A 23273-nucleotide genomic window follows, 5' to 3' on the forward strand; every position below is an offset into this window, starting at 1 on the left:
GACACACTTCATGACGAGGTAAGTGCCGTGCAGATTGTAATGGTCCTCGTACCATTGATGCTCATTCTGGTTGCCGTGGGGATTGCCCTGTTTGCCTGGGCGGTCAAGAACGGCCAGTACGACGACGTGGAAGGCCCGGCTCATCGCATCCTCTATGATGATGACAAGGACATGATTCCCCGGGAGGCCAGAACCGACAAACCTGAACACGAAGGTGAAGAACCGGAGCAGAGTACCGGGGAGGAAGACCGGGACAGCACCGGGCCGAAGAGCTGATGACAGCAGACCTTTACCTGAGCTATCCCAGCGCCTTTCTCATCGGTCTGCTCGGCAGCACCCACTGCCTGGGCATGTGTGGCGGCATCAGTGCCTCCCTGTCCATGGCCCTGCCGGTGGGCCGGGGATTCCGCTTTCGCCAGTCGCTGATGTTGCTGGCCTTCAATTTCGGAAGAATCGGAAGCTATACCCTGATCGCGGCACTGATCGCGGTGCTCAGTACCGGGGCCGCCAGCCAGTGGACTTTGGCAGGGATGGTACTGCGTACCGTTGCGGGGCTTCTACTGATTTTCATGGGCCTGTCCATGGGCCAGTGGTGGCAGGGCATCCGATACGTGGAGAAGATCGGCGCCCCGGTCTGGCAGAAGCTCTCGCCCCTGACCCGACGCCTGATGCCGATCCACCATCCGGGCCAGGCGCTGGCGCTGGGCGCACTCTGGGGCTGGCTGCCCTGTGGCCTGGTTTACAGCACCCTGGGATGGGCTGCACTACAGCCTACCGTTACTTCGGCCGCTCTGACGATGTTCTTTTTTGGTCTTGGCACCCTGCCTTCCATGCTGGCGACAGGCTATGCGGCCAGCTGGGTGCGCGGCCTGCAAAAGCACCAGGCTGTCCGCAAGGTCAGTGGTGCCCTGCTCATCCTTTTCGGACTCTGGACGCTGCCCCTGTTCTGATAAGAGGGACACTAGATATTCAGCACGTCCAGGCGACCGAAATCCTGATTGGATTCCGGCTCCGCGGACTGGACCACCGCCTGGCGCTTACCGCCCAGCCGCTTGCCTTCCTTGAAGTCGTACAGGTTCGGATCCGCCAGGTGGGACGGTTCGACATTACACAGGGCCCGGAACATGGTTTCCAGCCGGCCGGGGTGCTGCTTGTCCCAGGTCTGGAACATGTCCTTGATCACCTGGCGCTGAAGGTTCTCCTGGGAACCACACAGATTGCACGGAATAATGGGGAACTCGCGCAGCGCCGCATAACGGGCAATGTCCTTTTCGCGGGCATAGGCCAGCGGGCGGATCACAGTATTTCGACCATCATCACTGTGAAGTACCGGTGGCATGGACTTGAGCTTGCCGCCGTAGAACATGTTCAGGAACAGAGTCTCGAGCATGTCATCCCGATGGTGGCCGAGGGCGATCTTGGTAACCCCGTGCTCTTCGGCAAAATTGTAGAGAATGCCCCGCCGCAGGCGCGAACACAGGCCACAGGTGGTCTTACCTTCAGGCACTTTCTCCTTGACGATGCTGTAGGTGTCCTTCTCGATGATGTGGTACTCGACACCCAGTGAAGCAAGGTATTCCGGCAGCACTTCCTCCGGGAAACCAGGCTGCTTCTGATCGAGGTTGACCGCAATCAACTCAAAGGATACCGGTGCACTTTTCTGCAGGTTAAGCAGGATATCCAGCATGGCATAGGAATCCTTGCCACCGGACAGACAGCACATGACCTTGTCACCGGCCTCAATCATCGAGAAATCAGCAATCGCCTGCCCCATTTCACGGCGCAAACGTTTCTGCAGTTTGTTCAGCTCCAGTTTCTGGCGCCGATCCTGCTCGGAAGCGGGCGACTGGTCAGCGGCATTGGCGATCATAGCTTCAGACATAACAACCACGTTCGTAAGATCAATGAGGATGCGATTATACGCATCACCGGGTTTCAGGGACAGGATACCGGATAGGGATATACTGCAACCCGGCGACGTAAGGAACAACACAGGAGTCCTTCCTTGTAGCCCCACTCTCCCCTACCATAGCCTCCATGACAGATAGCGCCCTGACCGATTTCAAGGACGCCAAAGCGTCCGGCCCCATTCTAGATCACCAGATCCAGCACCTGCTCGTAGCTGTGGAGCACGAACTGCGCAAAGCACCCCGGGGCACCAGTGAGCTGGCCCTGATCCGCTCCCTGCAGGCGCCCCCCTGGGAACTGATCGGCGACGTCAGCTTCCGCGAGCCGGAAAGGCTCTATCCCGTGCATTTCCTCCTGTTCCATGTGCTCTACCGCCTCCGGGACCAGTTGTCGGAGACTGGCGAGAGCCTGGAAATCTCGCCCCTGGATATCCGGCTGAAACCGCAGTCCGTCATTTCCGGCACCGGCCTGCCTGATCAGGAGGACGAGCTGCGCCGTTTTTACCTTGATCTGGACCGGTACCGAATGCCCGAGGAAAGCATCCGCAAAATGATGGATGACTTCTGGTCAGGGCGCCCAACACGCTCTCCGGAAAAGTCTGAACTGCTCCAGGCAGCACAGGTACTCGGTTTCGACGCTGTTCCGGGGGATTTTGCCACCGTCAAGCACCGCTTCCGGCGGTTCATTATGGAGGTGCATCCTGACCGCGGGGGTGACACAGCCTCAGTGCAGGAACTGAACCACGCCTTTAACGTGCTCAAAACCCACTTCCGGCTTTCAGCCTGATTTACCTCCAGACCAAGGGAGACCCATGATGGCAAGAATGATTGTCTTCGCTTTTCTCACATTGGCGCTCGGCCCATCGGTGCAAGCCGATCTGGTCATCCTCCAGTATCACCATGTCAGCGATGCAACGCCGCCTTCCACCAGTACCTCCGAATCCCTGTTCGAGGCCCAGATGGAAATGCTTGAAGATCTTGAACTGGAGGTAGTGCCCCTGCTCGACGGCACGCAGAACGCGCTGGAGGAAGACGCCATCCGGAACTCCGTCGCCCTGACCTTCGATGATGCCTACGAATCGGTTTATTCCACCGCCGCACCGTTGCTGGAAGCCCGGGACTATCCCTATACGGTTTTCGTCAATACCGATGCGGTCGGCCGTCCCGGCTACATGACCTGGAACCAGCTGGAGGAACTGGCAAGCCGCGAAGGTGTGACCCTGGCCAACCACAGCACCGATCACGGTCATCTTGCCCGGAAACCGGATGAGCCCGAAGATCAGTGGCAACAGCGGATTGAACACAGCCTGGATGGCGCACAGAAAGAACTGCAGCAGCGACTCGGTATCGACACCCCGATGTTTGCTTATCCATACGGGGAATTCGATTCCGCCCTGGAGGATCATCTCTCGGACCGGGGCTGGTATGGCTACAGCCAGCATTCCGGCCCCATTGGCGTCTATTCGTCCCCGACCCGGCTGCCCCGGTTTCCCATGGCCAATGCTTACGGCCAGCTGGGCAGCCTGAAGAACAAGTTACTCAGCCGTGCCTTTCCTGTCGATGCAGGAATCCTGCCTGACGGGGTGATCCCCAGCAATCCACCGATACTGGAGTTTCCGCTGCCGGAGAGATTGTCTTCCGACCGGCTCACCTGTTTTGCCTCAGGCATGGGCAGAATCGAGATCGAAACTCTTGAGGATGGAATGATCAGAGTCCAGGCGCCGGAAGCCTTCAACAGCCGCCGCTTCCGCTACAACTGCACCCATCCGGCCGGCGATGGCCGGTTCTACTGGCTGTCCCAGCCCTGGCTGGACCTGAGCCAGCCGGAGGACTGAAAGGCACTCTGGCTAATCCTCGGCAACCAGCTCAAGTCCAAGCTCACCAGTACTGACGTGGGGAATGGGTTTCGGACCCTGCCCGGTTTCGACCACGGTCTGGTTCCTGAGGTCATCGGACCGGGTGAAGATCACCATCCAGCGTTCACCCCGGGCCGGGAAAGCCGGTATCCAGGCTTGCAGGTAGGCGCGGGAATGCCAGCTCTCGGGTTCGAATCCCATCGCCATGTCAGTCACCACCCGCACAGGCCGCAGCTCCTCATCCAGGAAGGCCAGTGACGGCACAAACAGTCCATCGCGGACAAAAGAGCGCAGCCTGAAGACAAAATCGGGGTGCTGGCGCGCATCAGGCAAGGCAACAAGCGCAAAGGGGCTGGTGCCGGTGGCAAAATCATGCCTGTCCGACGCATCACCGATGTTCACTTCAAACTCGCGGCCACTGATCCAGGACTGGCGCTCAACTGTGCTGAGGTTCTGGCAACAGCTCACGGCAAACTGGCTGAAAAAACTGGCTTCCTCGTCCACGCCCAGAATGGCCATGGCATCCGGATCGTAACCCTCCACGGGTGCCTCCGGTACCGGAGCGGCACCGGGCTGGTGGATGGAGGCAGAGGTGATTTCAACGGGCGGCTGCACCCGCCCTTTCTGGACATCGGTGCGGGTATCCGGCGTGTAGTAGCTCACCCGGATATTGCCTTCGGCATCCCGCCAGGTGAAATAGGGCCTCGGCTCCCCGGGCCGGACATAGCCATCGCGGGCCAGTTGCTCGGCGTCGGGGTAGTTGTCCAGCGTATACTCCTCCTCCGGCTGGAGAGCCGGAGGCTTGGCCGGCTCCTGACCGGACGAATCGGCGTCCTGTGTCACTGCATCCGGCCCCGCTTCGTTATCGTGGCCCTCGGCAGAGGTTTTTTCGGGAATCGGCGAATAGCGTACCCGTCCCTGCTCATCCACCCAGGTGAAATAACCCTCCCGCTCGCTGGCCGGTGAACCGCCGATCTGGCATCCAGCCAGTGCGGCGGCAAGAGCGACAACCATCGGGATCTGGCGGCAGGCTTTACGGGTCACAGAGATTACCTTTCGATGTCCGCACAATGGTCAGAATTTCGTCCGGAAACTGAGGCCGGCCATGACAACCCGCAGCGAGGTCTTGATGTCCAGGCCGGCATAGGGGTTGTAGATGATATTGGTGATGTTATCGCAGTTGACGTTACAGCTGGTATCCGCCGGAATTGTCTCAATGGAGTGAAGGTAACTGAGATTCATGTCGATCTCGGTGTCCTTGTCCCACTTGTAGCCCATACCGACGCTGTACAGGTTGGCACCACCGAACGGCGCCATGACCTGACGCTGGTCGTCGGGAATGACCGAATCCCGGATCTCCACGCCGGCTCGCAGGTCCAGCCGTGAAGAGACATGCAGCTCGGCGCCGAAGGCCCAGTTCCACTGGCTCTTGAAACCCAGCGGCAGGCGCAAGGTGTTGGGTGTGGCGTTGTCCGGAGAAAGAATCCGGGCGGCATTCAGGAACTCCAGGTTACGGTCAAAGCGGAACACGAAGGCATCCCACTGGGCGTAGTCGGTCCAGCCGATGTCGGCATTGAGGGTCAGTTTCGGGTGGACATCCACGCTGATGCCGGTCTGGAAGTGCTGGGGATAAACCAGGTCCATACTGACGTTGCCTGCCTCCCGTGGCGCACCGGACGGCAGGCTGAGAATCGCCGAGGTGATTGCCCCCAGGACCGAGCCGTTGACGCTCTGCCAGAACCCTGACCAATCGTCTGTGTACTCGATCTCGAAGGTGCCCTTCATGTTCATGTCGGCCTCGGAGGTATAACTCGCCCCCCAACTGAACCAGTCCGTGGGCTCCCACATCACCCCGAGCGCGTAGGTGGGCGACAGGGTTTCCTGAACGTTGATATTCAAAGCACCGATATCATCCCAGGGCCCGACATTGCCTCCGCAAAGTGCCAGCCAGGGCTGGAGCGGCTCGTCCCCACTCTCGCAGTTGAAGGCGTCCTGCAGTATTTCGGCAACCCCCAACAGCATGTTCGGCGCCCGCATGTACTGGTCGGCAGCAATCCCCATGTGGGACAGGTGGATGCCTGCCCCCACCGACCATTCGTCATTGATCTCATAGCCAACCGTCGGCGACAGGTAGGTTGTCCGCTGTAATGCGGTGGCCTGGGGCTGATAGCGTCCGGGATCGTCCTTGTCGCGATAGAAACCGGCGGCCAGGGGCAGGTAGAAGGCGTTGGCAAAAGTCAGCTTTGATCCCGGCGGGTTGACACTGATCCCGGCCGAGGGTGCGATAGCCGGCCCCGGCGGTGCCCGGAGAATCCCGTAACCCGGCAGGTAAAGGGCGACATTATTGGTGTGACTATGGGTATTGGCGACAGGATCACGCTGCTTGCCGGTCAGCGGGTCCGTTTCCAGGCCGTCGATCCCGAAGATTTCATAGCCCTCCGGGGCCGTGAAATCGGCATCGATATCCAGGTAGACGCTCATCAGGTTCACTTCGAGCTGACGGCCATCCAGCCTGGTAAGACCCGCCGGATTGTAATGGATGGCCATCACGCCCGGCGGATCGGCCGTGACCGCATTGCCCAGTGCCAGCGCCTTGGGATGAATAGTCAGATTCTGAGCCAGCTGGGCCTGGGCGCCAAACGAGATGGTCGTGGCGATCACCGCCCCGAGGATCTGCCGTTTATGGCTGTTATGTCCCATGACTTCCTTCCCTTCCCGTGGTTCGTGGACCGCAACACTCACTCTTTGAGGCCAGAGAAGTTGATGGGCAGGGATACCCCGAGCGAGAAGTCGGGCGCGTCTTCGGTCAGGCCGATGCCCAGACTGGTGTTTACGATGGTGGTATCACTGACCCGGGTACCAAGCGACATGCTCAGGAAACCGGTCATCTGGTCCTGGGCCACGGCCTGCTCGCCGTTGGAGAAGGTCAGTATGGTTTCGTCGCTGTAGCTCAACTGGGCCGAGATGCTCAGGGAGATGTCGTAGGAAAGCGAGTAGGCAAAGCCGGCAGAACCGGACAGACCGAATCCGGGCTCGACCTCAACCAGCAAACGTGCCCCCCGGACCTGGTTCAGATCCTCGGCCGGCAGGTTGTAAGTGGCACTGACGGAACCGAAAACCACAACCGGATCCAGTACCTTTGAAAGACTCACACCCCCGCCTGCCGAGTAGTACCCGCTGCCCGTGGACAACTGTTCCTTGATGTCGATTTCATAGGGGCTGACGCCGGTCTTGGTGGTCAGCGTACCGAAAAAGGTGGTGGACATCTTGCCGGGCACATAGGCAAACGGCTGCCAGCGGCCGGTGAAGGACACGTCCCCGAAATCGTAGATGCTCAGCTCATCCTCGGTATCGTATTTGACCACCAGGGGGATACGGGTGCCGACGGTCAGGTTATCCAGCAAACCGTAATCGTAGGAAAAGGAATTGGTGAAGTTGTGGGTGGCCGACGGCACCACATCCAGGTTACGCACCGAACCATTGGTGATGGCCAGGTCCAGGCGCTGGTCCGCTGTATAGGAATAGTCGAACGAGTAGTTCAGCGAGTGGGTGCCCTTTTTCTGCAGAGAGTAGTTCTTCTCGGCAGCCTGGAACACTTCTTCCAGCTGTTTGGAGGCATCTTCGTCACCCTCCTGCCTGGCCAGCGCTTCCCTCGCCTGGTCCACGCTTCCCTCCTGTGCCAGCACCGTGCCTGGAAACAGTGCTGTGGCGGAAACAAGGATAAAACCTCGCACAAACCAACGATTCATCCTGACTCCCTTGTTTTATTTGTAGTGATTCTGTGCCGGGTCTTGCGCCCGGAGAATTAGTTACGGCGGTAATGCAGTTGTTTTCGGGTGTTTTCGACACTACCGTCCGGGTTGTTTTTCTGGCGTTCGAGCAAGTTGTTGATGCGTCGTTCCGTGGCCTCGTGGAACACCGGAATCCGTTCCAGAGCCAGCAGGGTCATTGTCTGGTCATCTATAAAGCGCAGGTCTTCTTCTTTCAGCTCGAGGTTATCCAGGGGTTTGTCGCTGCCGGGAAAGACAATAAACAGCACGTTGTCGTCCCACTTCTCCTCGAACTGGGCGAGGGTGAAGGAGATGTTGCCCACCGAGGGGTCCGCCAGGTAGACCCGGCCATCCCGGATGGTGCGCAGCACCACGAAGTGTTTGAAGCCGGCGTGATGGATTGGAACAATCGCCGGGTGATCAAGATCGATCAGATCCTCGATGGTCGCCCGGAAGCCGCCGGACGGATAACCCAGCGCCGTCACCAGCCGTTTCATGTCCAGCATGGAGAAAGCGCGGCGCTGAACGATCCGCTCGCTTTCGCCGTAATGCAGCAGGCCCTCCATCACCTGCCGTTCCGACAGGGTACGGCCGAGGTAGTAGTTGAGCACGGTGGTCAGGGCCGCACTGCCGCAGCTGTAGTCATAGGCCTGACGGACAATGTTGCGGTACTTCTGTTCGACCAGTGGCTCTACACGGAAATCGGAGCGCAACTTCACCGGACTTGCATCCACGTCCTGCTCGATCACAATAGAGCCCTTATCGAACGGCTCGACCAAGGTTGCTTCCTGCACCATGGTGAATGTAAGAATGGATCCGGCGAGCACCAGCAGCATGTCAGATGAAGTCCCTGTTTTTATGACCCGCAGCGTTCATCGGGTTACATGTTGTTACGGTAAGATACCGAAATACCGGACCCCTTAAAGATAACTGTGCCTCAAATCTGTCTCTGCAGAAGCTTCCTTGAAGTAACGTTTTGAGAACTGGTTCATGGCAGAAACAGCAACGCCCCCGGAGGCCATTGAGCCTTCCAGGGGGTGCTCAGCAAGGTTCAGGGGGAAAGCAGCCTCCAGATTGTCAGAGGGTAAAGACCACCCCGAGGAGGGCGTAACACAACAGCGTCACCACCACGATGCCCATCAGGTTGAGGGCAAAGCCGGCGCTGATCATGTCTCCGATTTTCATGTCGCCACTGGAAAACACGATGGCATTGGGCGGCGTTGCCACCGGCATCATGAACGCGCAGCTGGCGGCAATGGCGGCAGGAACGGTAAGCAACAGCGGCGATACCCCCTGGGACATGGCCAGCGCCCCCAGCAACGGCAGGAACGCGGCAGCGGTGGCGGTATTGCTGGTCACCTCGGTCAGAAAGATGATCACCCCCGCCACAATGGCAATGAGCAACAGCGTCGGCAGTGTTCCGGCCGCGCCCAGGGCGCCGGCAATCCACTCCGCGAGTCCGGAACTGCTGATAACACCCGCCATCGCCAGGCCACCACCGAACAACAGCAGGACACCCCAGGGAATGCCCTTGGCGGTATCCCAGTCCATCAGGAACTGGCGCTCACGGGTGTCTACCGGAATCAGGAACATGGCGATGGCCGCTGCGATCGCGATACCAGTGTCGCTGAGCCAGGGCATCAGCCCATCAGACAGCAGCGGTCGGAAGATCCAGGCGGCGGCGGTGATCAGGAACACCACCCCGACCAGCTTTTCCCCTTTGCCCAGCGGCCCCAGTGAGGCCAGCTCGTCACGGATGAGATCACCGCTATCGCCTTGGTGAGCCAGCCCGAAATCACACCGGGTCAGCCACCACCAGGCCAGCGCCAGCATGACCACCGTCACCGGAACACCCAGCAGCATCCATTGGGCAAAGCCCACCGAGATGCCCTGGTTTTCGCTCAGGTAAGCTGCCAGCAACGCATTGGGCGGTGTTCCGATCAGGGTTCCGATGCCACCGATACTGGCGGAGTAGGCAATCGCCAGTAACAGCGCCGTGGCATAGCGACGAACACCTTCAGGGTTGGAACCGTCGGCCATGGCAATCACGGACAGGCCAATGGGCAGCATCATGATTGCGGTGGCGGTGTTACTCACCCACATGCTCAGAAACGCGGTGGCGAGCATGAACCCGGCGATCTGGCGCTTCGGCTTGCTGCCCACCGTTTTCAGAGTCAGCAGGGCAATGCGACGGTGCAGGTTCCAGCGCTGCATGGCCAGGCCGAGGGTAAAGCCGCCGAGAAACAGGAAGATGATCGGATGGGCATAGGGGGATGTGGCCGCCGAAACGGACCCCAAGCCCAGCGCCGGCACCAGCACGATGGGCAGCATCGCCGTGGCGGGTATCGGAATGGCCTCGGTACTCCACCAGGTCGCCATCAACAGCATCAGGCCAAGGGCAGCCCAGGCTTCCTCGCCCATGGTTTCAGGGGCTGGGAAAAACAACGTCATCAACAGAAACAGGGCGCCGAGCACCAGGCCGATCAACTGACTTTTCGGCAGTCCCCGGGACTGGTTCGCGCCGTTTCGGGATTCAGACATAACAACAGGTTTCCGTCAGGTTCAATACAGGTCAGTTTCAACTGGGTTCAGGAGGCCACACGGGCAAGCTGCCGGTCATGGACACGGCCAAGCAGCACCAGCGCCAGAATAGCGCCGGACAGGGCCCAGGCCATATCCGACTGGGTATCCCAGACATAACCCTGGGTACCCAGGAAGGCCTCGGCCGCCTCATCACTCAGCAGCGCCACCCACCATTCGATCAACTCGTAGAATGCGCTGACGGCAAGACAGAAGCAGACGATGAAGAACGAGGACCAGCCGGACCGGGCGAAGACTTCCAGCCTGATGACCACCTCGCGGGCAATCATCGCCGGGATGAATCCCTGGGCAAGGTGTCCGAGTTTGTCGTAATTGTTACGCTCCCAGCCAAACCAGTCGCCCAGGTGACTGAACAGGGGCACTTCGGCATAGGTGTAGTGGCCGCCCACCATCAGGATGACGGCGTGCACCAGGATCAGCCAATAGGCCAGTGACGTCAGGGGAAACCGGAAATAACACCAGGCTACAAGAACAAAGCCGATGGCAGCTGGCAGCACCTCCAGGACCCAGGTCGCCCGGTCCTTGGGGCCAATACCCGACCAGACAAATACTGCCAGAAAAATTCCCACCCAGGCCAGGACAGCCACCGGTTTCTGAGCCATATACGGCACTCCCTCGTCGGTATTTTCGGGTTTATGGTCGCATTGAACTTTAGCCACCGGTCATCAGGATTCAACAGCGGACAAACCCCGACAGACAATCACTTTTATTGATTCAGCGGGCGCGGATACGGACACCCTCGTCCAGTTGCCGATCCGGGTGCCTTACCACCCGATCGCCGATTGTCAGCCCATCGAGAATCTCCGTTTTCAGCCCATTGCTCTGGCCGGTCTGCACCGGCTGGCGATGGACGGTATCGTCCCGGGCGAGGAACACCCAGCTCCGACCCTCAGAGTTGAAAATGGCGGATGACGAGACCCAGAGCACGTCCTCGGCAGACCAGAGTATGAAGCTGGCATCCACGCGGTAGCCATCACCTAGGGATTGCCACTGGTCGATGGGGCTGGTGATATCTGCCACCACCTGAACCCGTTGCTCCTCCACGCCCAGAGCCGAAATATCCTCGAACCCGACCGGCTCAACCCGCCGGACCACGCCTTCCAGCTCGGGCCCACCCCAGCCGCTGAAGCGAACCTCCATGCCGGGCTGCAGCTTCACCGCATCAAAACTGAGCACATCGATGACCACCTCCAGGGCCGCCGGGTCTCCGACCTCGGCTATCGGACTCCCCGCCTGGATGACACCTTCACTCTTGCGCACAACCGACAGTACCGCACCGGCGACCGGAGAGGTCACCGCCACCCGCTCCTTCGGCTGTTCGCCATTACTGCGGGCCGCCGATACCTCCAGACGGGTACGTGCCGCTTCCAGCTCGTGGGCCATGACTTCCTGGTCAAAGCGGGCCGAACGCAGAATGGCCTGAGCCCGATCCGCCGTGGTTCTTGCCTGTTCGACCTGTTCTTCGGAAACAAACCGGTTGTCGTTTCTGGCTCCCAGAGCCTCCAGTCGTTCAAGTTCCTGGCGGGCAAACCGGGCCTCCGCTTCGGCCGCCGCCACCTTCTGCCGCGCCGAATTCAGGGCAGACCGGGCCGACTCCAGTTTCGCCTCCGCTTCGGCACGACTTCTGGCATCCAGGATGGCCGATGGCATCGGATCCACTTCGGTCAGGGTCTGGCCCGCACTCACCGTGTCACCGACATCCGGCATGACCCGGTGCAGATAACCGGAAACCGGTGCCGAAATCAGGTACCGGTCCTTGACCCGAGCCTTGCCCTCCTCGGTGATAGAAACCTCCAGCGGTCCGCGACTGACCTCCGCCAGATCCACCCACACCGGATCCGGGCGGAAAGCAAAGGCGATCGCCGCCACCGCCAGCAGCGCCACCAGTCCCCAAAACAGCCATTTACCCGATAATCGTTTTTTGCTCACACTACCCCGCCCGGAAATCGCTCCATTTGATGTTCTCCCGATTGCTATTCACGGGTTTTGAGGACCGCTATCAGGTCCAGGTTACGCAGACGCCACCAGGCGATCACCCCCGAAGCGATGGCAGATACCACAACCACCGCCGAGGAAATACCCAGCGTTTGCGAGGTGATGGTCAGCGGTACCCGATACAGCTCGGTCTGCATCGCCGTGATAATGGCCCAGGACAAACCATAGCCTGCAAGCCAGCCCAGGGGGATTCCCAGAACCAGCATGACCGCCACTTCCGCGAGAAGAATGTGATTTACCTCATTGTGGGTGTATCCCAGGACCCGCAGGCTTGCCAGTTCCCGCCCCTTCTCAGCCAGGGAAATCCGCACCGTATTGTAGACCACCCCGAAGGCAATGATTCCACCCAGCATGCTGATGAAAAGGGTAAACGTCAGGAAGGTTTTTGCCAGTGTTTCGTAAAAACTATCCAGCATCGCCTGACGGATACTGATACCGAGTATGCGGGGGGTTTCCCGAAGTTCGCGGTAGGTTTCATGAGCTCGCTGGGGGTCAATATTCAGCAGAACCTGATTGACCAGCTCCCCTTCCCCCAGCGCACGATTCAGGGACGCCAGCCGCATGTAGGCACCAACCCCGAGGAATTCGCTCGTTATCCCGGCAACCGGCAATTCGACACGGCGGCGATCTCCCTCCAGAATCTCGATTTCAAGCGTCTGACCCGCGGTCACATTCAGCCGCCGGGCCAGGAAATCCGTCAAGAGCAAGCCGGCCTCCGGCAGGGGAACCGGCTTCATTTCACTGTCGATAACAAACTGGAGGCTGGCCTGATCGGGCATACCGGTGATTGCACCACGCCATTCCCTGTGCCCGTTCACCAGTCGGGCAGTCACCACCCGTCGCCCCTCCGCGTAACGGATACCCGGCTGCCTCTGGAGGTCATACACTGCCGGTGAACTGACCGGGTCAATCAGGGTAGCGGTGACGTCCTGTTGCTGGACCCGGGCAAATTGCGAATGCACCATCAGGGAAACCGCATCGAACTGGAAATTCCCCACCAGGACGATGGCGGAGGCCATGGCAATGCCGCTGACTGACAGTAGCGTTCGCCCCGGTCGCCGGAATAGTTGGCGGACCACCATCCGTGAGGGCTGACTGAATCCGCGCGGGGCAAAGAACCGTTCGGCGGCGGTGATCCGAAACCGAGCCGGCCCCTCGGGGCGCATACCCTCTGCCGGCGGCAGGGCGGCGGCGCGCCGGATAGCCTGCCAGCCGCCCAGCCAGGCCACCAGGAGGGTAACGACCGCAAGCAGCAGGAGCCAGGCCGTATCCAGCCGGAACAACAGCGACGGGAACCGGTAATAATCCATGTAGATCTCACCCATGGCCCGGCCCGCCCAGACACCCAGGGCTACCCCCAGGAACAGACCGATCACCGAAATGGTCAGCACCAGCTGACTGTAATGCCAGCCAATCTGCACATTGCTGTAACCAAAGGCCTTGAGTATGGCAATGATGTCCCGCTGGGTGCTGATCAACCGGTTGATGACCACATTGAGCAGAAACATGGCGACCGTCATGAAGATCGCCGGGAAAACCGTTGCCATGGTCCGCAGCTGGGCCAGCTCATCGTCCAGCATCTGGTGAGAGAAATGATCCTCTCGTCCATAGGCGCCGGTACCACCGTAGCGGTCCAGCACCCGATCCAGGTTGTCGATGACCGATGCCACCGGTACTCCGGGCTCTACCCGGGCAACCAGGCTGTTGAAGGCCCCTTTCATGTCCATGGCTGCAGCCAGGGCCTCCCGCCCCATCCACAGGACGCCATAACGGGGGTAATCCGGTAACATGCTTCCCGGGGCAAGCACATAAATGAACTCCGGAGACTCTGCGATGCCGGTGACCGTCAGCTCCTGGCGACGGCCGTTGATGATCCCGGTAAAGCGATCCCCCGGCTCCAGATGGTGGGCCTCGGCAAAACCCTGAATCACCACCACCTCATGGCCCCGGCCCGCCAGCGGCAGACGGCCGCGGCGCAGGAACAACTGGTTCACCTCCGGCTGGCCGTGCTCAGGCAATGACACAAGACGGGCGGACACCGGATCTTCAAACCCCGGCATCTCCAGTTTGGCGCCCCCCTCCACCCGCGCACTGAAACGGGAGATCCCGGGCATGGCGGCAATCTGCTGGGTGACATGCAGGGGCGCCCGCTTGAGCGAGGTGAACACCTCGGCAAACTGGTAATCGTCGTAATACACTGCGCGTGTGGAAACCAGGGACGAATAGTTGACCAGGGACAACACACACACCGCGACACCGCCGGCGATGACCAGGGCAATGGCCAGCACCTGCCCCCGCATCTGCCAGAGCTCCCGGCGAATCTTGGTGTTGAGTGAGGGGGTGGTCAGGGCCATGGCGTCACCAGGTCACCGGTGCAGAGATCCAAGTCGATGCTCCTGTTTTTGGCTGATTCAATCGCCGGCGCAGTCCACACACATCATGGTGTACGGCAATACCTGCAACCTGCGCGGATAGATTTCTTCCCCGCAGGATTCGCATTCATCGCCGACTCAGTCGTGGATGCAGCCCAGGATAAATAAACGCTTACAGTAAAGCATAAGCTGAACCCGGGATTGATGCTTGTCAAAACTGCGTCATAACTGCTCAGGCAGAATGGAGTTTCATTCAACCTGTATGCAAAGGAGCTGTAGCCATGACCAACGATCTGTTTGAAAAAGCCAACCGTCTGAATGAAACCCTCTTCGAGCAGTTTGGCAAGGCCGCGGAAATGCAGATGAACGCCTTCCGTCGTTATGCGGATGTCACCATGGAGCAGGCAAAAAAAGTGTCCGAAGTCCGCGATCTGGAGAGTCTGAAAAGCCTGACCGGGGACCAGGCGGAAACCCTGAAATCCCTGAGTGAGCAGTTCACCGCTGACTGGAAAGCCTGGCAGGACTACTTCAATGAAAGCCGCGAGCAGATCCAGAAGGTGTTCGAGAAAGAGCCGGAAGAAACTGCTAAACCGGGCCCGAAATCCGCCAAGTAAGGGATAACCATGTTCGGTCTGGATACGCTCGGTAAGGCTGTCGGTCAGCTCGTCAACGGTTTCGAAACCAACGTTCGTCAGGGGCAGCAGCAACTGGAGAAATTGCTTGGAGATGCTGGCGTTCTGGATGATGCAACCCTCTCCACGATAACGGAAATGTCGGATGCCTACAGGACGATGGCAGAGGACCTGCTACTCCATCCACTGCGGTTCGCTGGAGCGGAGCTGGATCTGGCTCGCAAGCATGCCGCGCTGGGGTATTACACCCTCGCCCGGCTGGTGGGCAAGGATAAACCGCCGGTTATCGAGCCGGAACCCGACGACCGGCGCTTCCAGGCCGAAGACTGGCGCAAACACCTGCCTTTCGATGTTCTCCATCAGGCCTATCTGATCAATTCCCGCACGTTCCTGGACTGGGTAGCCGCCATGGAAGGGATGCCGCAGGCAGGGCGGGACCAGATGCTGTTCTATGCCCGGCAACTGACCAGTGCACTGTCACCCTCGAATTTCCCCGCTACTAATCCGGAAGTGCTCCGGATCACCTGGGAACGCAAAGGGATGAACCTTGTAGACGGTGGTCGGCAGCTGATCGAAGACCTGCGCCAGAATCCCTCCCTCTTCAATGTTGGAATGACCGACCGCTCCGCTTTTGAGGTGGGACGTAACCTGGCAACCACCCCCGGCAAGGTGGTGTTCCAGAACGAGCTGATGCAGCTGATCCAGTATTCGCCGACAACGGAAACCGTCAGCAAACGCCCGTTGCTGATTGTTCCTCCCTGGATCAACAAGTATTACATCCTGGACCTGACCGCCAGGAACTCCTTTATCCAGTGGCTGGTGAACCAGGGCCAGACCGTGTTCATTATTTCCTGGCGCAATCCTGGCCCTTCCCTCCGGGACAAAGGCTGGGAAGACTATATGGAGCTGGGGCCATTGGCTGCCATGGAGGCGGTCACCGAAGCCACCGGCGAAGAACAGATGAATGCGATCGGTTACTGCATCGGTGGCACCCTGTTGGGCTCAACGCTGGCCTGGCTCAAGAAAAAACGCCGCAACCCGGTTGTCAGCGCGACCTATCTGACCACCCTGCTGGACTTCTCGGACCCGGGCGGCATCGGTGTATTTATCAACGACCATTCAATCCGGGGTATTGAACGGATGCTTGAGCGCAAGGGCTATCTCGATGGCCGCGCCATGGCGTTCACCTTCAACCTGCTGAGAGAAAACGAGTTGTTCTGGTCGTTCTGGACCAATAACTACCTGAAAGGCCAGAAGCCGGCGGCCTTTGACCTGCTTTACTGGAACACCGATGGCACCAACCTGCCGGCCAGGATGCACAGTTTCTATCTGCGGCAGATGTACCTGAACAACCGGCTGGTGCAGCCGAATTCCCTGAACCTGCTCGGTGAATCCATCAACCTGTCCGAAATTGATGTGCCCTCTTTTTTCCTGTCTGCCCGGCAGGATCATATCGCCAAATGGAAAACCACGTACAAGGGAGCCCTGGCCCACGGTGGCGATGTCCGCTTTGTGCTCTCCGGCTCTGGGCACATCGCCGGCGTGATCAATCCGCCCTGCAAAGAAAAATACGGCTACTGGACCAATGACACCCTGGTGCCGGACGCTGACGCCTGGTTTGAAGGCTCGGAACATCATTCCGGGTCCTGGTGGCCGTATTGGCTGGAATGGATTGCTGCGTTCACTGAAGAGACGGTTCCTGCCCGCACCCCGGGGGACGGAGATCTGCCCGTGCTTGAAGATGCACCCGGCAGTTATGTCAAAGTCAAAGCTGCGGACGCTGCGAAGTTGTGAATACCGGAAAGTCTATTGGTCGGCGAGGCAGGACGGGCGAAATCTGTTCTGGTCGTTCAGCTCTACTGTTACTGAGGAGGTAGTCAGGGCCATGGCGTCACCAGGTCAGGGTCTTCGGGTCCTGCCGTTCGGCATTGCGGGATTCGCCGCTGATCCTGCCGTCGGACATGGTGATTACCCGGTCTCCCATACCGGCGATAGAGGCATTGTGGGTAATGATGACGGTGGTGGTCCCGGTTTCCCGGTTGGCCTTGTCCAGGGCTTCCAGCACCAGTATGCCGGTTGCCGAATCCAGTGCTCCTGTGGGCTCGTCGCAAAGCAGCACCTGCGGGCGCTTGGCGATGGCCCGGGCAATGGCCACCCGTTGTTGCTCGCCACCGGAAAGCTGGGCCGGAAAGTGGTCCATCCGGGATTTAAGCCCGACCAGGCCTAACGCTTCTTCGGGCGTCATGGGGTCGGAGGCGATCTCGGTGACCGCCGCGACGTTTTCCCTCGCCGTGAGGCTCGGAATCAGGTTATAGAACTGGAACACGAATCCGACATGCTCCCGGCGGTAGCGGGTCAGCTCGGCATCGCTGGCACCGCTCAGGTCATGATCCCGGTAACGCACCTCACCGGCGGTGGGCACATCCAGCCCGCCTAAAATATTGAGCAGGGTGGATTTACCGGAGCCGGAAGCACCCAGCATGACCACCAGTTCACCGGAATAGAGATCCAGGTCGATGCCCCGAAGGGCATGCACCTGTACCTCACCCTGGTCGTAGACCTTGGTCACACCCCGGGTGTGGAAGACCGCTTCCCTGTTCACAGCTGGAATACCTGTCCCTGCTTCCGGGTGATTCAATCGCCGGCGCAGTCGACACAAAGCGTGGTGTACGGCAATACCTGCAATCTGCGCGGATCGATGTCTTCCCCGCAGGATTCGCACTCATCGCCGACACCGTTATTGATACGCTCCAGGGCATGCTCGATCTGGGTAAGCTCGGAGCGGGCCTCCGATTCCAGGGAGTCGACCACTTCATCGTTCTGGGTCTGGGTCGCCTGTTCTTCAAAGTCCTTGTCCAGGGCTCCATCCTCGCGGTTCTGGTGGGCGTGGTATCGATTCAGGCGGGCCTGAACGTCGGCTTTCAGGGCTTCCAGTTCGGATTTACGGTCAGTCATGGCGGGTTACTACTCCTTTGAGCTTCCATGGGACATTAACGCCTACCCTAAAGCATAAGCTGAACCCCGGATTGATGCCTGTCAAAATTCCCGTCCGACAAACGACTGAACGTTGCCCCCCCCCCAAACTAATTCAGACCCGGACCCCTGGCGAGGTCCGGGTTAGCTGCATCTCCGCGTTGATTTCTGACGTCAGTCGCCCCGATCCGCGATGTAATCGGTAATGGCGGCGTAGAACTCCATCTCGTCGAAGTTGTCCGGGCCGACGCCGATAACATCCAGATGATCCTGGTTGATCACGTAGCTGGACGACGTCATCTGGGTACTGTTCGGATGGTTGATGTCGCTGACATAACCCAATCCGCGCTGCTCCCAGGCGTAATCAAGACAGCCCCAGCACTCATAGTACTGCATGCGGTAGCCCTGCTGCTGGCTATTGATGCCAACCAGGCCATCGTCATCCCGGTCACCGGCATAGCCATCACCCTGGCCCGCGGCACCGTCACCGTTACAATCATCGTAACAGTAACCATCACCATCGATGTTGTAGATCAGCTCGGACAACAGCCACAACGCCGGATTCACCCCGCTGCCATTCTGCGCCGTCATCATGGACACCGAGTTGGCGACGTAGCTGGTGCTGGAAGGATACTTCTGGTTGAACGCCTTCATGCCGGTGGTTACACCATCGTTGGGATCGTAGTCGTTGTATACCAGCTGCTTGGCACCGGCGATCGCATCGTTGCCACTGCCGTAGACCACATTGCCATAGTAGTTGGCCAGGGTTTCAGTAATCGAATTGATGTAGTGATCCAGAACATACTTGGCCACCGGTGAACCCCGGTGCGGCGATGAGACACTGACGTGGGTCTGAACAACACGGTAACCCTTACGCTCCCGCAGCAGGCGAGCGGCCTTGCGGGAATCGATACCGCCCTGGGAATGAGAAACGATATTCACATGACTGGCACCGGAGGTGGCCATGTAGCTCTCGATGTTGTTCGCCAACTGGTAGCCGCGAACCTCGGAGCTCTGGAACGGAGTCACCGAGGAAACAAAACTGCGCTGGTTATCATTGATATCGCCGTTGCAGTTCACTTCCAGGAACTTGTCACAGGGGTCGAGCACAAACGTGCCGTAGTCATCTCCCCAGTAATCGTATCCCAGAATGTCGTCGAACCCGGCCATGCCATGGGCAAAAACCACCGGGTATTGAGTACGGTTGGCATCCCTTGCCAGGGTCGCAGGGGCGATCACCATCCCGGTGACCAGGAGCATGACTGCGCCCACCCTTGTCAGGGCACTTTCGTTCTTCATGGTATTAGCCTCTTGTTTTTTTTGTGAGCCTGACCACGGTACTGCTGCCTGATCCACCCGGACACAGGCAACCGGGGCGCCTAAATAGCAGGCAACCCATTTCTAGCCCATATCCTTTTGCCCCGTTGTGAGAAATGTCACATCTGCAACAAATAGGTGATACCTTCTCATTTTTTTGTGGTGGCTCACACTGCAAAAAACCGGAGCCTGCTAGGTTTGAAGCCGGTTCATGACAACAACTCAAAACAACCAATGGTGACCGGTGTGAAAGTAAAGCCAATCCCGGTGCTGATAATCGGCTCGGCACTGATCGTTGCCCTGACCTATCAGTGGCTCGAGAGCGAAATGACCATAGCCGCCACCCCGGCTGCGGCCGCGCCACAGGAAACCAGGGAGTCGCAACCCGAAACGCCCTCACCCCGGGCTACTCCGACGCAGGAAGAGCCTGTCCTGAATGATGACCTCGAGGCGTTTCGGGAACGTTTGATGGCCCGGTTCGAGGGCCAGCTTGATCATCCGGGCGGCCAGGTACGGTTGCTGGAAGAATTGATGCGGTATCTCAACCAGTTCGACCCTGAGTACTGGCGAGAGAACCTTTCGGCGCTGTTGCTGAGCTGGTTTCCGGACCGTGGCGAGGAGCTTCTGAACAGAGCCGAGGCAATGATTGCCTATCAGGATTTCATGGAGCGGGAACAGTACTCGCTGCGTGCCATGGGGCCTGAAGAACGTCGCGACTTTATCTGGGCCAAACGGAGGGAGCTTTTCGGCGTGGATGCCGATGAGATCTGGCAATCGGAGCTGCGTAATTATTCCCTGGGCCAGTCACTCAAGAACCTGGACCAACAGCCTGGTCCCACCCTCGCCAAGGCCGAGGCGTACGCCCAGGCCATTCAGGACGCCTACGGCGACGAGGCTGCTCGGGTAATGGAGCGACGGCGCCAGGAACTGACCGATCGCTTTCTTTCTCTATCCACCGTTCAGCAATCATTACACGAGCAGGGACCGGAACAGCGTTACGAAACGCTACGTGGGATCCGCCAGCAACTCGGCATGGAAGAGCAGGCCCTCAACCGCTGGGATCAGCTCGACCGGACCCGGGACGACCGCTGGGTCCGGGGCGAAACCTATGAAACCAAACGGCAGGCCATCGTCAAAAAATACCAACCGGGACCTGAACGGGAAGAAGCTCTGGACAGCCTGAGCCGGGAAGTTTTCGGGGACGAAATGGCGACGATTATCCGGGATGAGGAGGCCGCCGGTTACTTTCGCTTTCAGGAAAGCCGCGTTTACGGTCAGAACTAGCGGAAAGGACTCGGCCCGACATGAACTGGTCAGCTATTGAATCCAGCAAGAGGTGTGGCATCCTTGAGCCTTTGCGCAAGCTCGGGTGGTCATCGCCGTCGGGAGGAAATAATCATGACATCACAGGCTACCGGTTACCTGGCCGACACACCGCTGATACTCGGGATGATGCGACTTCTGGATCACCCGCAACTGCACGCTCCCAAGACCCTGGCGGCCTGGATTGAAAGCCAGCTGGAACGGGGCCTGGATGTTTTCGATCACGCCGACATCTATGGCGATGGCGAGTGCGAACGCCTGTTCGGTGAGGCATTGGCAGCTTATCCGGGCCTGCGTGACAAGATTCGCATCATTACCAAGACGGGGATCGTGCTGGCTGACCAGGACACCAGCCAATGGCAGACCAAACACTACCGGGCCGAAGCAGACCATGTATCCGGGGCCATAAACCGGGCTTTGGGGAGACTCCGGGTTGAGCAGGTGGACACCTTCCTCATCCATCGCCCGGACCCGCTGATGGAAGCCGAGTCCGTAGCCAGGGCGCTGGAAGACGCCGTCAGTTCCGGGAAGGTCCGCCATATCGGTGTCTCCAATTTCCGACCAGAGCAGTGGCGATGGCTGCAGAAGAACACCGATCTGCCACTGGTCTGCAACCAGGCCGAGCTGTCACTTGCCCACGCAGAGCCTTTGTTTGACGGCACCCATGAGGCCCAGCTCAACGACCGGTTGCGCTGGTTGGCCTGGTCCCCCCTGGGCGGCGGTAAACTGGCCGGGCACCTGCCCGGGGATCTATTGGAAACAGCACGGGAGCAGACCGGGCTGTCCGAAACCTCCCTGGCAATCGCCTGGATCGGCCAGATTCCTGGAAAACCGATTCCGGTTCTCGGAAGCATGAACGAAGAGCGGATCAAGGCGGCTCTGGAAGGCTGCGGCTCGGCATTGCCACGGCCCCTCTGGTTCGCCCTGCTCGAGGCGGTTCGTGGCCGGCGGGTGCCCTGATCGGACCAAACAAGGACGTTTGATATACATCAACTGCCTACAAACTGTTACGGAAATTTCCACCTTAGTCCCATTGTTGGCCTTATTATCTGCGTTGACACTAACGTGCGCGTAAAAACAACAATCAGAAATCACCTTTCACCCTATCGGTGAATTTGCTTCTGGAGGCCAATTTCCATGACTTTGAGAAAAGTCCTGTTTTCTGCGTGCCTGCTTATGCTGGCAGGCTCCACTGTTTATGCCGAGACCCTCAAGATCGGGCTGAACTATCCCCAGACCGGGCGCTACAAGGATCAGGGCCTGCAGCAGCGGCTTGGCGCCTTCCTGGCCGTGGACGAAATCAACAAGGCCGGCGGCGTGATGGGACAACCGCTGGAGCTGGTCATCCGCAACACCCGGGGTGAACCCAAGCAGGGGGCGGAAAACACCGCCGAACTGATTGACCGGGAGGGCGCGAAGATGGTGTTCGGCGGCGTATCCAGCGCCGTTGCCATCGCCTCGGGCAAGGCTGCCCGTGACCGGGACACCATCTACTTCGGCACCCTCACGTACTCCAATGCCACCACCGGCGCTGAAGGCCACGAGTACATGTTTCGTGAGCCCTACAACGCCTGGATGACCGCCAAGGCCCTGAGCCAGTACCTCGGCCGCAATCATGCCAATGAGGAGTATTTCTACATCACCGCCGACTACACCTGGGGCTGGTCTGTCGAGGAATCCGTGCGCAAATTCTCGGGCACAGAGGATACCAACGCCCACCAGGGCGTGAAGACCCCCTTCCCCCGCGCGCTGATCTCGGATTTCCGCGGCGCCCTGGAACAGGCCATGGCAAGTGACGCCAAGGTCCTGATGCTGGTGCTGTTCGGTGATGACATGGTCCGGGCCCTGAACGTGGCGTACGAGATGGGCGTTCTCGACAAAATGCAGGTTGTGGTGCCGAACCTGACACTGGGCATGGCACGGCAGGTCGGCCCGACCATCATGTCCGGCATCGTCGGCGCCTCACCCTGGGTCTGGAACCTGCCGTACGAGAAGAACTATACCCGTGGCAAGGAATTTGTCGAAGCCTTCTCCCAACGTTACGAGATGCGCCCGTCCACCTCTGCCGCCTCGGCCTATAGCATCATCTATCAGTACAAGGATGCCGTGGAGCGCGCAGGCACCACCAACAGCAGATCGGTCATCGGCGCCCTGGAGGGTCACCATTACACCCTGCTGAAGGACGAGCAGTACTGGCGCGAGTTTGACCACCAGAATGTCCAGACCGTGCACGTGGTGAAGGTCAAGGACCGGAACACCATCGTGGCGGACGAGTACAGCTCCGATTACTTCGACATCATTGACTCCATGCCCGGAGATGAAGCCGCCCAGACCCGCGAGGAATGGGAAGAGCGCCGCCGCGAGGCCGGCAAACCCACCCGCCTCTGAACCCGGCTACTCCGTCCACGGAGTAACGCACCGGGCGGGGCATCAGTCCCGCCCGCCTCTTCCTTCCGGTCTTCCTCCCCGCAATCATCGGTTAAGTCGTTAAAAAGCTGCAGAACGCCTCCCGAACCACTAAACTCGA

The 23273-nt window shown here is 59.3% G+C and carries 21 protein-coding genes and 1 pseudogene; 9 read left to right on the top strand and 13 right to left on the bottom strand.

Going from position 1 to position 23273, the window contains the following annotated elements; genetic code table 11:
* Nucleotides 1–27 precede the first annotated feature (27 nt).
* Together ccoS and ACQUTG_RS08815 are read left to right on the top strand one after the other, a co-directional pair.
* On the top strand, nt 28–276 hold the full coding sequence (ccoS, locus tag ACQUTG_RS08810; RefSeq protein ID WP_428919039.1) for a cbb3-type cytochrome oxidase assembly protein CcoS: 249 nt from the start codon (nt 28–30) through the stop codon (nt 274–276).
* Nucleotides 276–950 carry a sulfite exporter TauE/SafE family protein gene (locus ACQUTG_RS08815; protein ID WP_428919040.1) on the top strand — a complete coding sequence of 225 codons (675 nt, stop codon included), beginning with the start codon at nt 276–278 and terminating at the stop codon, nt 948–950. Before ccoS ends, ACQUTG_RS08815 begins: the two co-directional genes overlap by 1 nt.
* An 11-nt stretch (nt 951–961) precedes the next feature.
* On the opposite strand, the gene ttcA is transcribed toward ACQUTG_RS08815, so the two are convergent.
* The gene (gene ttcA / locus ACQUTG_RS08820; RefSeq protein WP_428919041.1) at nt 962–1882 is read right to left on the bottom strand and encodes a tRNA 2-thiocytidine(32) synthetase TtcA; all 921 of its coding nucleotides are present in this window, start codon (nt 1880–1882) and stop codon (nt 962–964) included.
* A 155-nt stretch (nt 1883–2037) separates the two neighbouring features.
* Between ttcA and ACQUTG_RS08825 the strand changes: the two genes are divergently transcribed.
* On the top strand, nt 2038–2694 hold the full coding sequence (locus ACQUTG_RS08825) for a DNA-J related domain-containing protein (protein ID WP_428919042.1): 657 nt from the start codon (nt 2038–2040) through the stop codon (nt 2692–2694).
* 37 nt (nt 2695–2731) lie between these two features.
* On the top strand, nt 2732–3742 hold the full coding sequence (locus tag ACQUTG_RS08830; protein WP_428919262.1) for a polysaccharide deacetylase family protein: 1011 nt from the start codon (nt 2732–2734) through the stop codon (nt 3740–3742).
* 12 nt (nt 3743–3754) lie between these two features.
* On the opposite strand, the gene ACQUTG_RS08835 is transcribed toward ACQUTG_RS08830, so the two are convergent.
* The 9 genes and pseudogenes from ACQUTG_RS08835 to ACQUTG_RS08875 all read right to left on the bottom strand — a co-directional run.
* Complete coding sequence (locus ACQUTG_RS08835) at nt 3755–4807, bottom strand: MalM family protein (protein WP_428919043.1); 1053 nt, start codon at nt 4805–4807, stop codon at nt 3755–3757.
* Nucleotides 4808–4837: 30 nt separating this feature from the next.
* Nucleotides 4838–6463, bottom strand: coding sequence for an OmpP1/FadL family transporter (locus tag ACQUTG_RS08840; RefSeq protein ID WP_428919044.1), 1626 nt, complete (start codon nt 6461–6463; stop codon nt 4838–4840).
* A gap of 38 nt (nt 6464–6501) precedes the next feature.
* A complete protein-coding gene (locus ACQUTG_RS08845) occupies nt 6502–7512 on the bottom strand; it encodes a transporter (protein ID WP_428919045.1) in 1011 nt (336 codons plus the stop codon).
* A gap of 56 nt (nt 7513–7568) precedes the next feature.
* Nucleotides 7569–8369 carry a C39 family peptidase gene (locus tag ACQUTG_RS08850; RefSeq protein ID WP_428919046.1) on the bottom strand — a complete coding sequence of 267 codons (801 nt, stop codon included), beginning with the start codon at nt 8367–8369 and terminating at the stop codon, nt 7569–7571.
* A 241-nt stretch (nt 8370–8610) separates the two neighbouring features.
* Nucleotides 8611–10074, bottom strand: coding sequence for an SLC13 family permease (locus ACQUTG_RS08855; protein ID WP_428919047.1), 1464 nt, complete (start codon nt 10072–10074; stop codon nt 8611–8613).
* Nucleotides 10075–10121: 47 nt separating this feature from the next.
* Nucleotides 10122–10736, bottom strand: coding sequence for a DUF2238 domain-containing protein (locus tag ACQUTG_RS08860; RefSeq protein WP_428919048.1), 615 nt, complete (start codon nt 10734–10736; stop codon nt 10122–10124).
* A 112-nt stretch (nt 10737–10848) separates the two neighbouring features.
* On the bottom strand, nt 10849–12063 hold the full coding sequence (locus ACQUTG_RS08865; RefSeq protein ID WP_428919049.1) for an efflux RND transporter periplasmic adaptor subunit: 1215 nt from the start codon (nt 12061–12063) through the stop codon (nt 10849–10851).
* A gap of 44 nt (nt 12064–12107) precedes the next feature.
* The gene (locus ACQUTG_RS08870) at nt 12108–14483 is read right to left on the bottom strand and encodes an ABC transporter permease (protein ID WP_428919050.1); all 2376 of its coding nucleotides are present in this window, start codon (nt 14481–14483) and stop codon (nt 12108–12110) included.
* A 57-nt stretch (nt 14484–14540) separates the two neighbouring features.
* Nucleotides 14541–14624, bottom strand: a pseudogene (locus ACQUTG_RS08875) (TraR/DksA C4-type zinc finger protein); the annotation flags it as partial.
* A gap of 158 nt (nt 14625–14782) precedes the next feature.
* Here ACQUTG_RS08875 and ACQUTG_RS08880 point away from each other — a divergent pair.
* Together ACQUTG_RS08880 and ACQUTG_RS08885 are read left to right on the top strand one after the other, a co-directional pair.
* Nucleotides 14783–15115 carry a phasin family protein gene (locus tag ACQUTG_RS08880; RefSeq protein ID WP_428919051.1) on the top strand — a complete coding sequence of 111 codons (333 nt, stop codon included), beginning with the start codon at nt 14783–14785 and terminating at the stop codon, nt 15113–15115.
* A gap of 9 nt (nt 15116–15124) precedes the next feature.
* Entirely contained in the window at nt 15125–16927 is a 1803-nt protein-coding gene (locus ACQUTG_RS08885; protein ID WP_428919052.1) for a PHA/PHB synthase family protein, read from the top strand.
* A gap of 97 nt (nt 16928–17024) precedes the next feature.
* On the opposite strand, the gene ACQUTG_RS08890 is transcribed toward ACQUTG_RS08885, so the two are convergent.
* The 3 genes from ACQUTG_RS08890 to ACQUTG_RS08900 all read right to left on the bottom strand — a co-directional run bounded on the left by ACQUTG_RS08890 (nt 17025) and on the right by ACQUTG_RS08900 (nt 19405).
* The gene (locus ACQUTG_RS08890; protein ID WP_428919053.1) at nt 17025–17735 is read right to left on the bottom strand and encodes an ABC transporter ATP-binding protein; all 711 of its coding nucleotides are present in this window, start codon (nt 17733–17735) and stop codon (nt 17025–17027) included.
* A 32-nt stretch (nt 17736–17767) separates the two neighbouring features.
* On the bottom strand, nt 17768–18088 hold the full coding sequence (locus ACQUTG_RS08895; RefSeq protein ID WP_428919054.1) for a TraR/DksA family transcriptional regulator: 321 nt from the start codon (nt 18086–18088) through the stop codon (nt 17768–17770).
* 192 nt (nt 18089–18280) lie between these two features.
* Nucleotides 18281–19405, bottom strand: coding sequence for an esterase/lipase family protein (locus tag ACQUTG_RS08900; protein ID WP_428919055.1), 1125 nt, complete (start codon nt 19403–19405; stop codon nt 18281–18283).
* Between the two features lie 264 nt (nt 19406–19669).
* Between ACQUTG_RS08900 and ACQUTG_RS08905 the strand changes: the two genes are divergently transcribed.
* The 3 genes from ACQUTG_RS08905 (at nt 19670) to ACQUTG_RS08915 (ending at nt 23134) form a co-directional block, all read left to right on the top strand.
* Nucleotides 19670–20707: a hypothetical protein gene (locus ACQUTG_RS08905; RefSeq protein WP_428919056.1), complete on the top strand. Its 1038-nt coding sequence runs from the start codon at nt 19670–19672 to the stop codon at nt 20705–20707.
* 114 nt (nt 20708–20821) lie between these two features.
* The gene (locus ACQUTG_RS08910; RefSeq protein WP_428919057.1) at nt 20822–21706 is read left to right on the top strand and encodes an aldo/keto reductase; all 885 of its coding nucleotides are present in this window, start codon (nt 20822–20824) and stop codon (nt 21704–21706) included.
* A 177-nt stretch (nt 21707–21883) separates the two neighbouring features.
* Nucleotides 21884–23134, top strand: coding sequence for an ABC transporter substrate-binding protein (locus ACQUTG_RS08915; protein ID WP_428919058.1), 1251 nt, complete (start codon nt 21884–21886; stop codon nt 23132–23134).
* The last annotated feature ends 139 nt before the right edge of the window (nt 23135–23273 follow it).

The sequence above is a fragment of the Marinobacter sp. DUT-1 genome (assembly GCF_050379415.1).
Taxonomy (GTDB): Bacteria; Pseudomonadota; Gammaproteobacteria; order Pseudomonadales; family Oleiphilaceae; genus Marinobacter.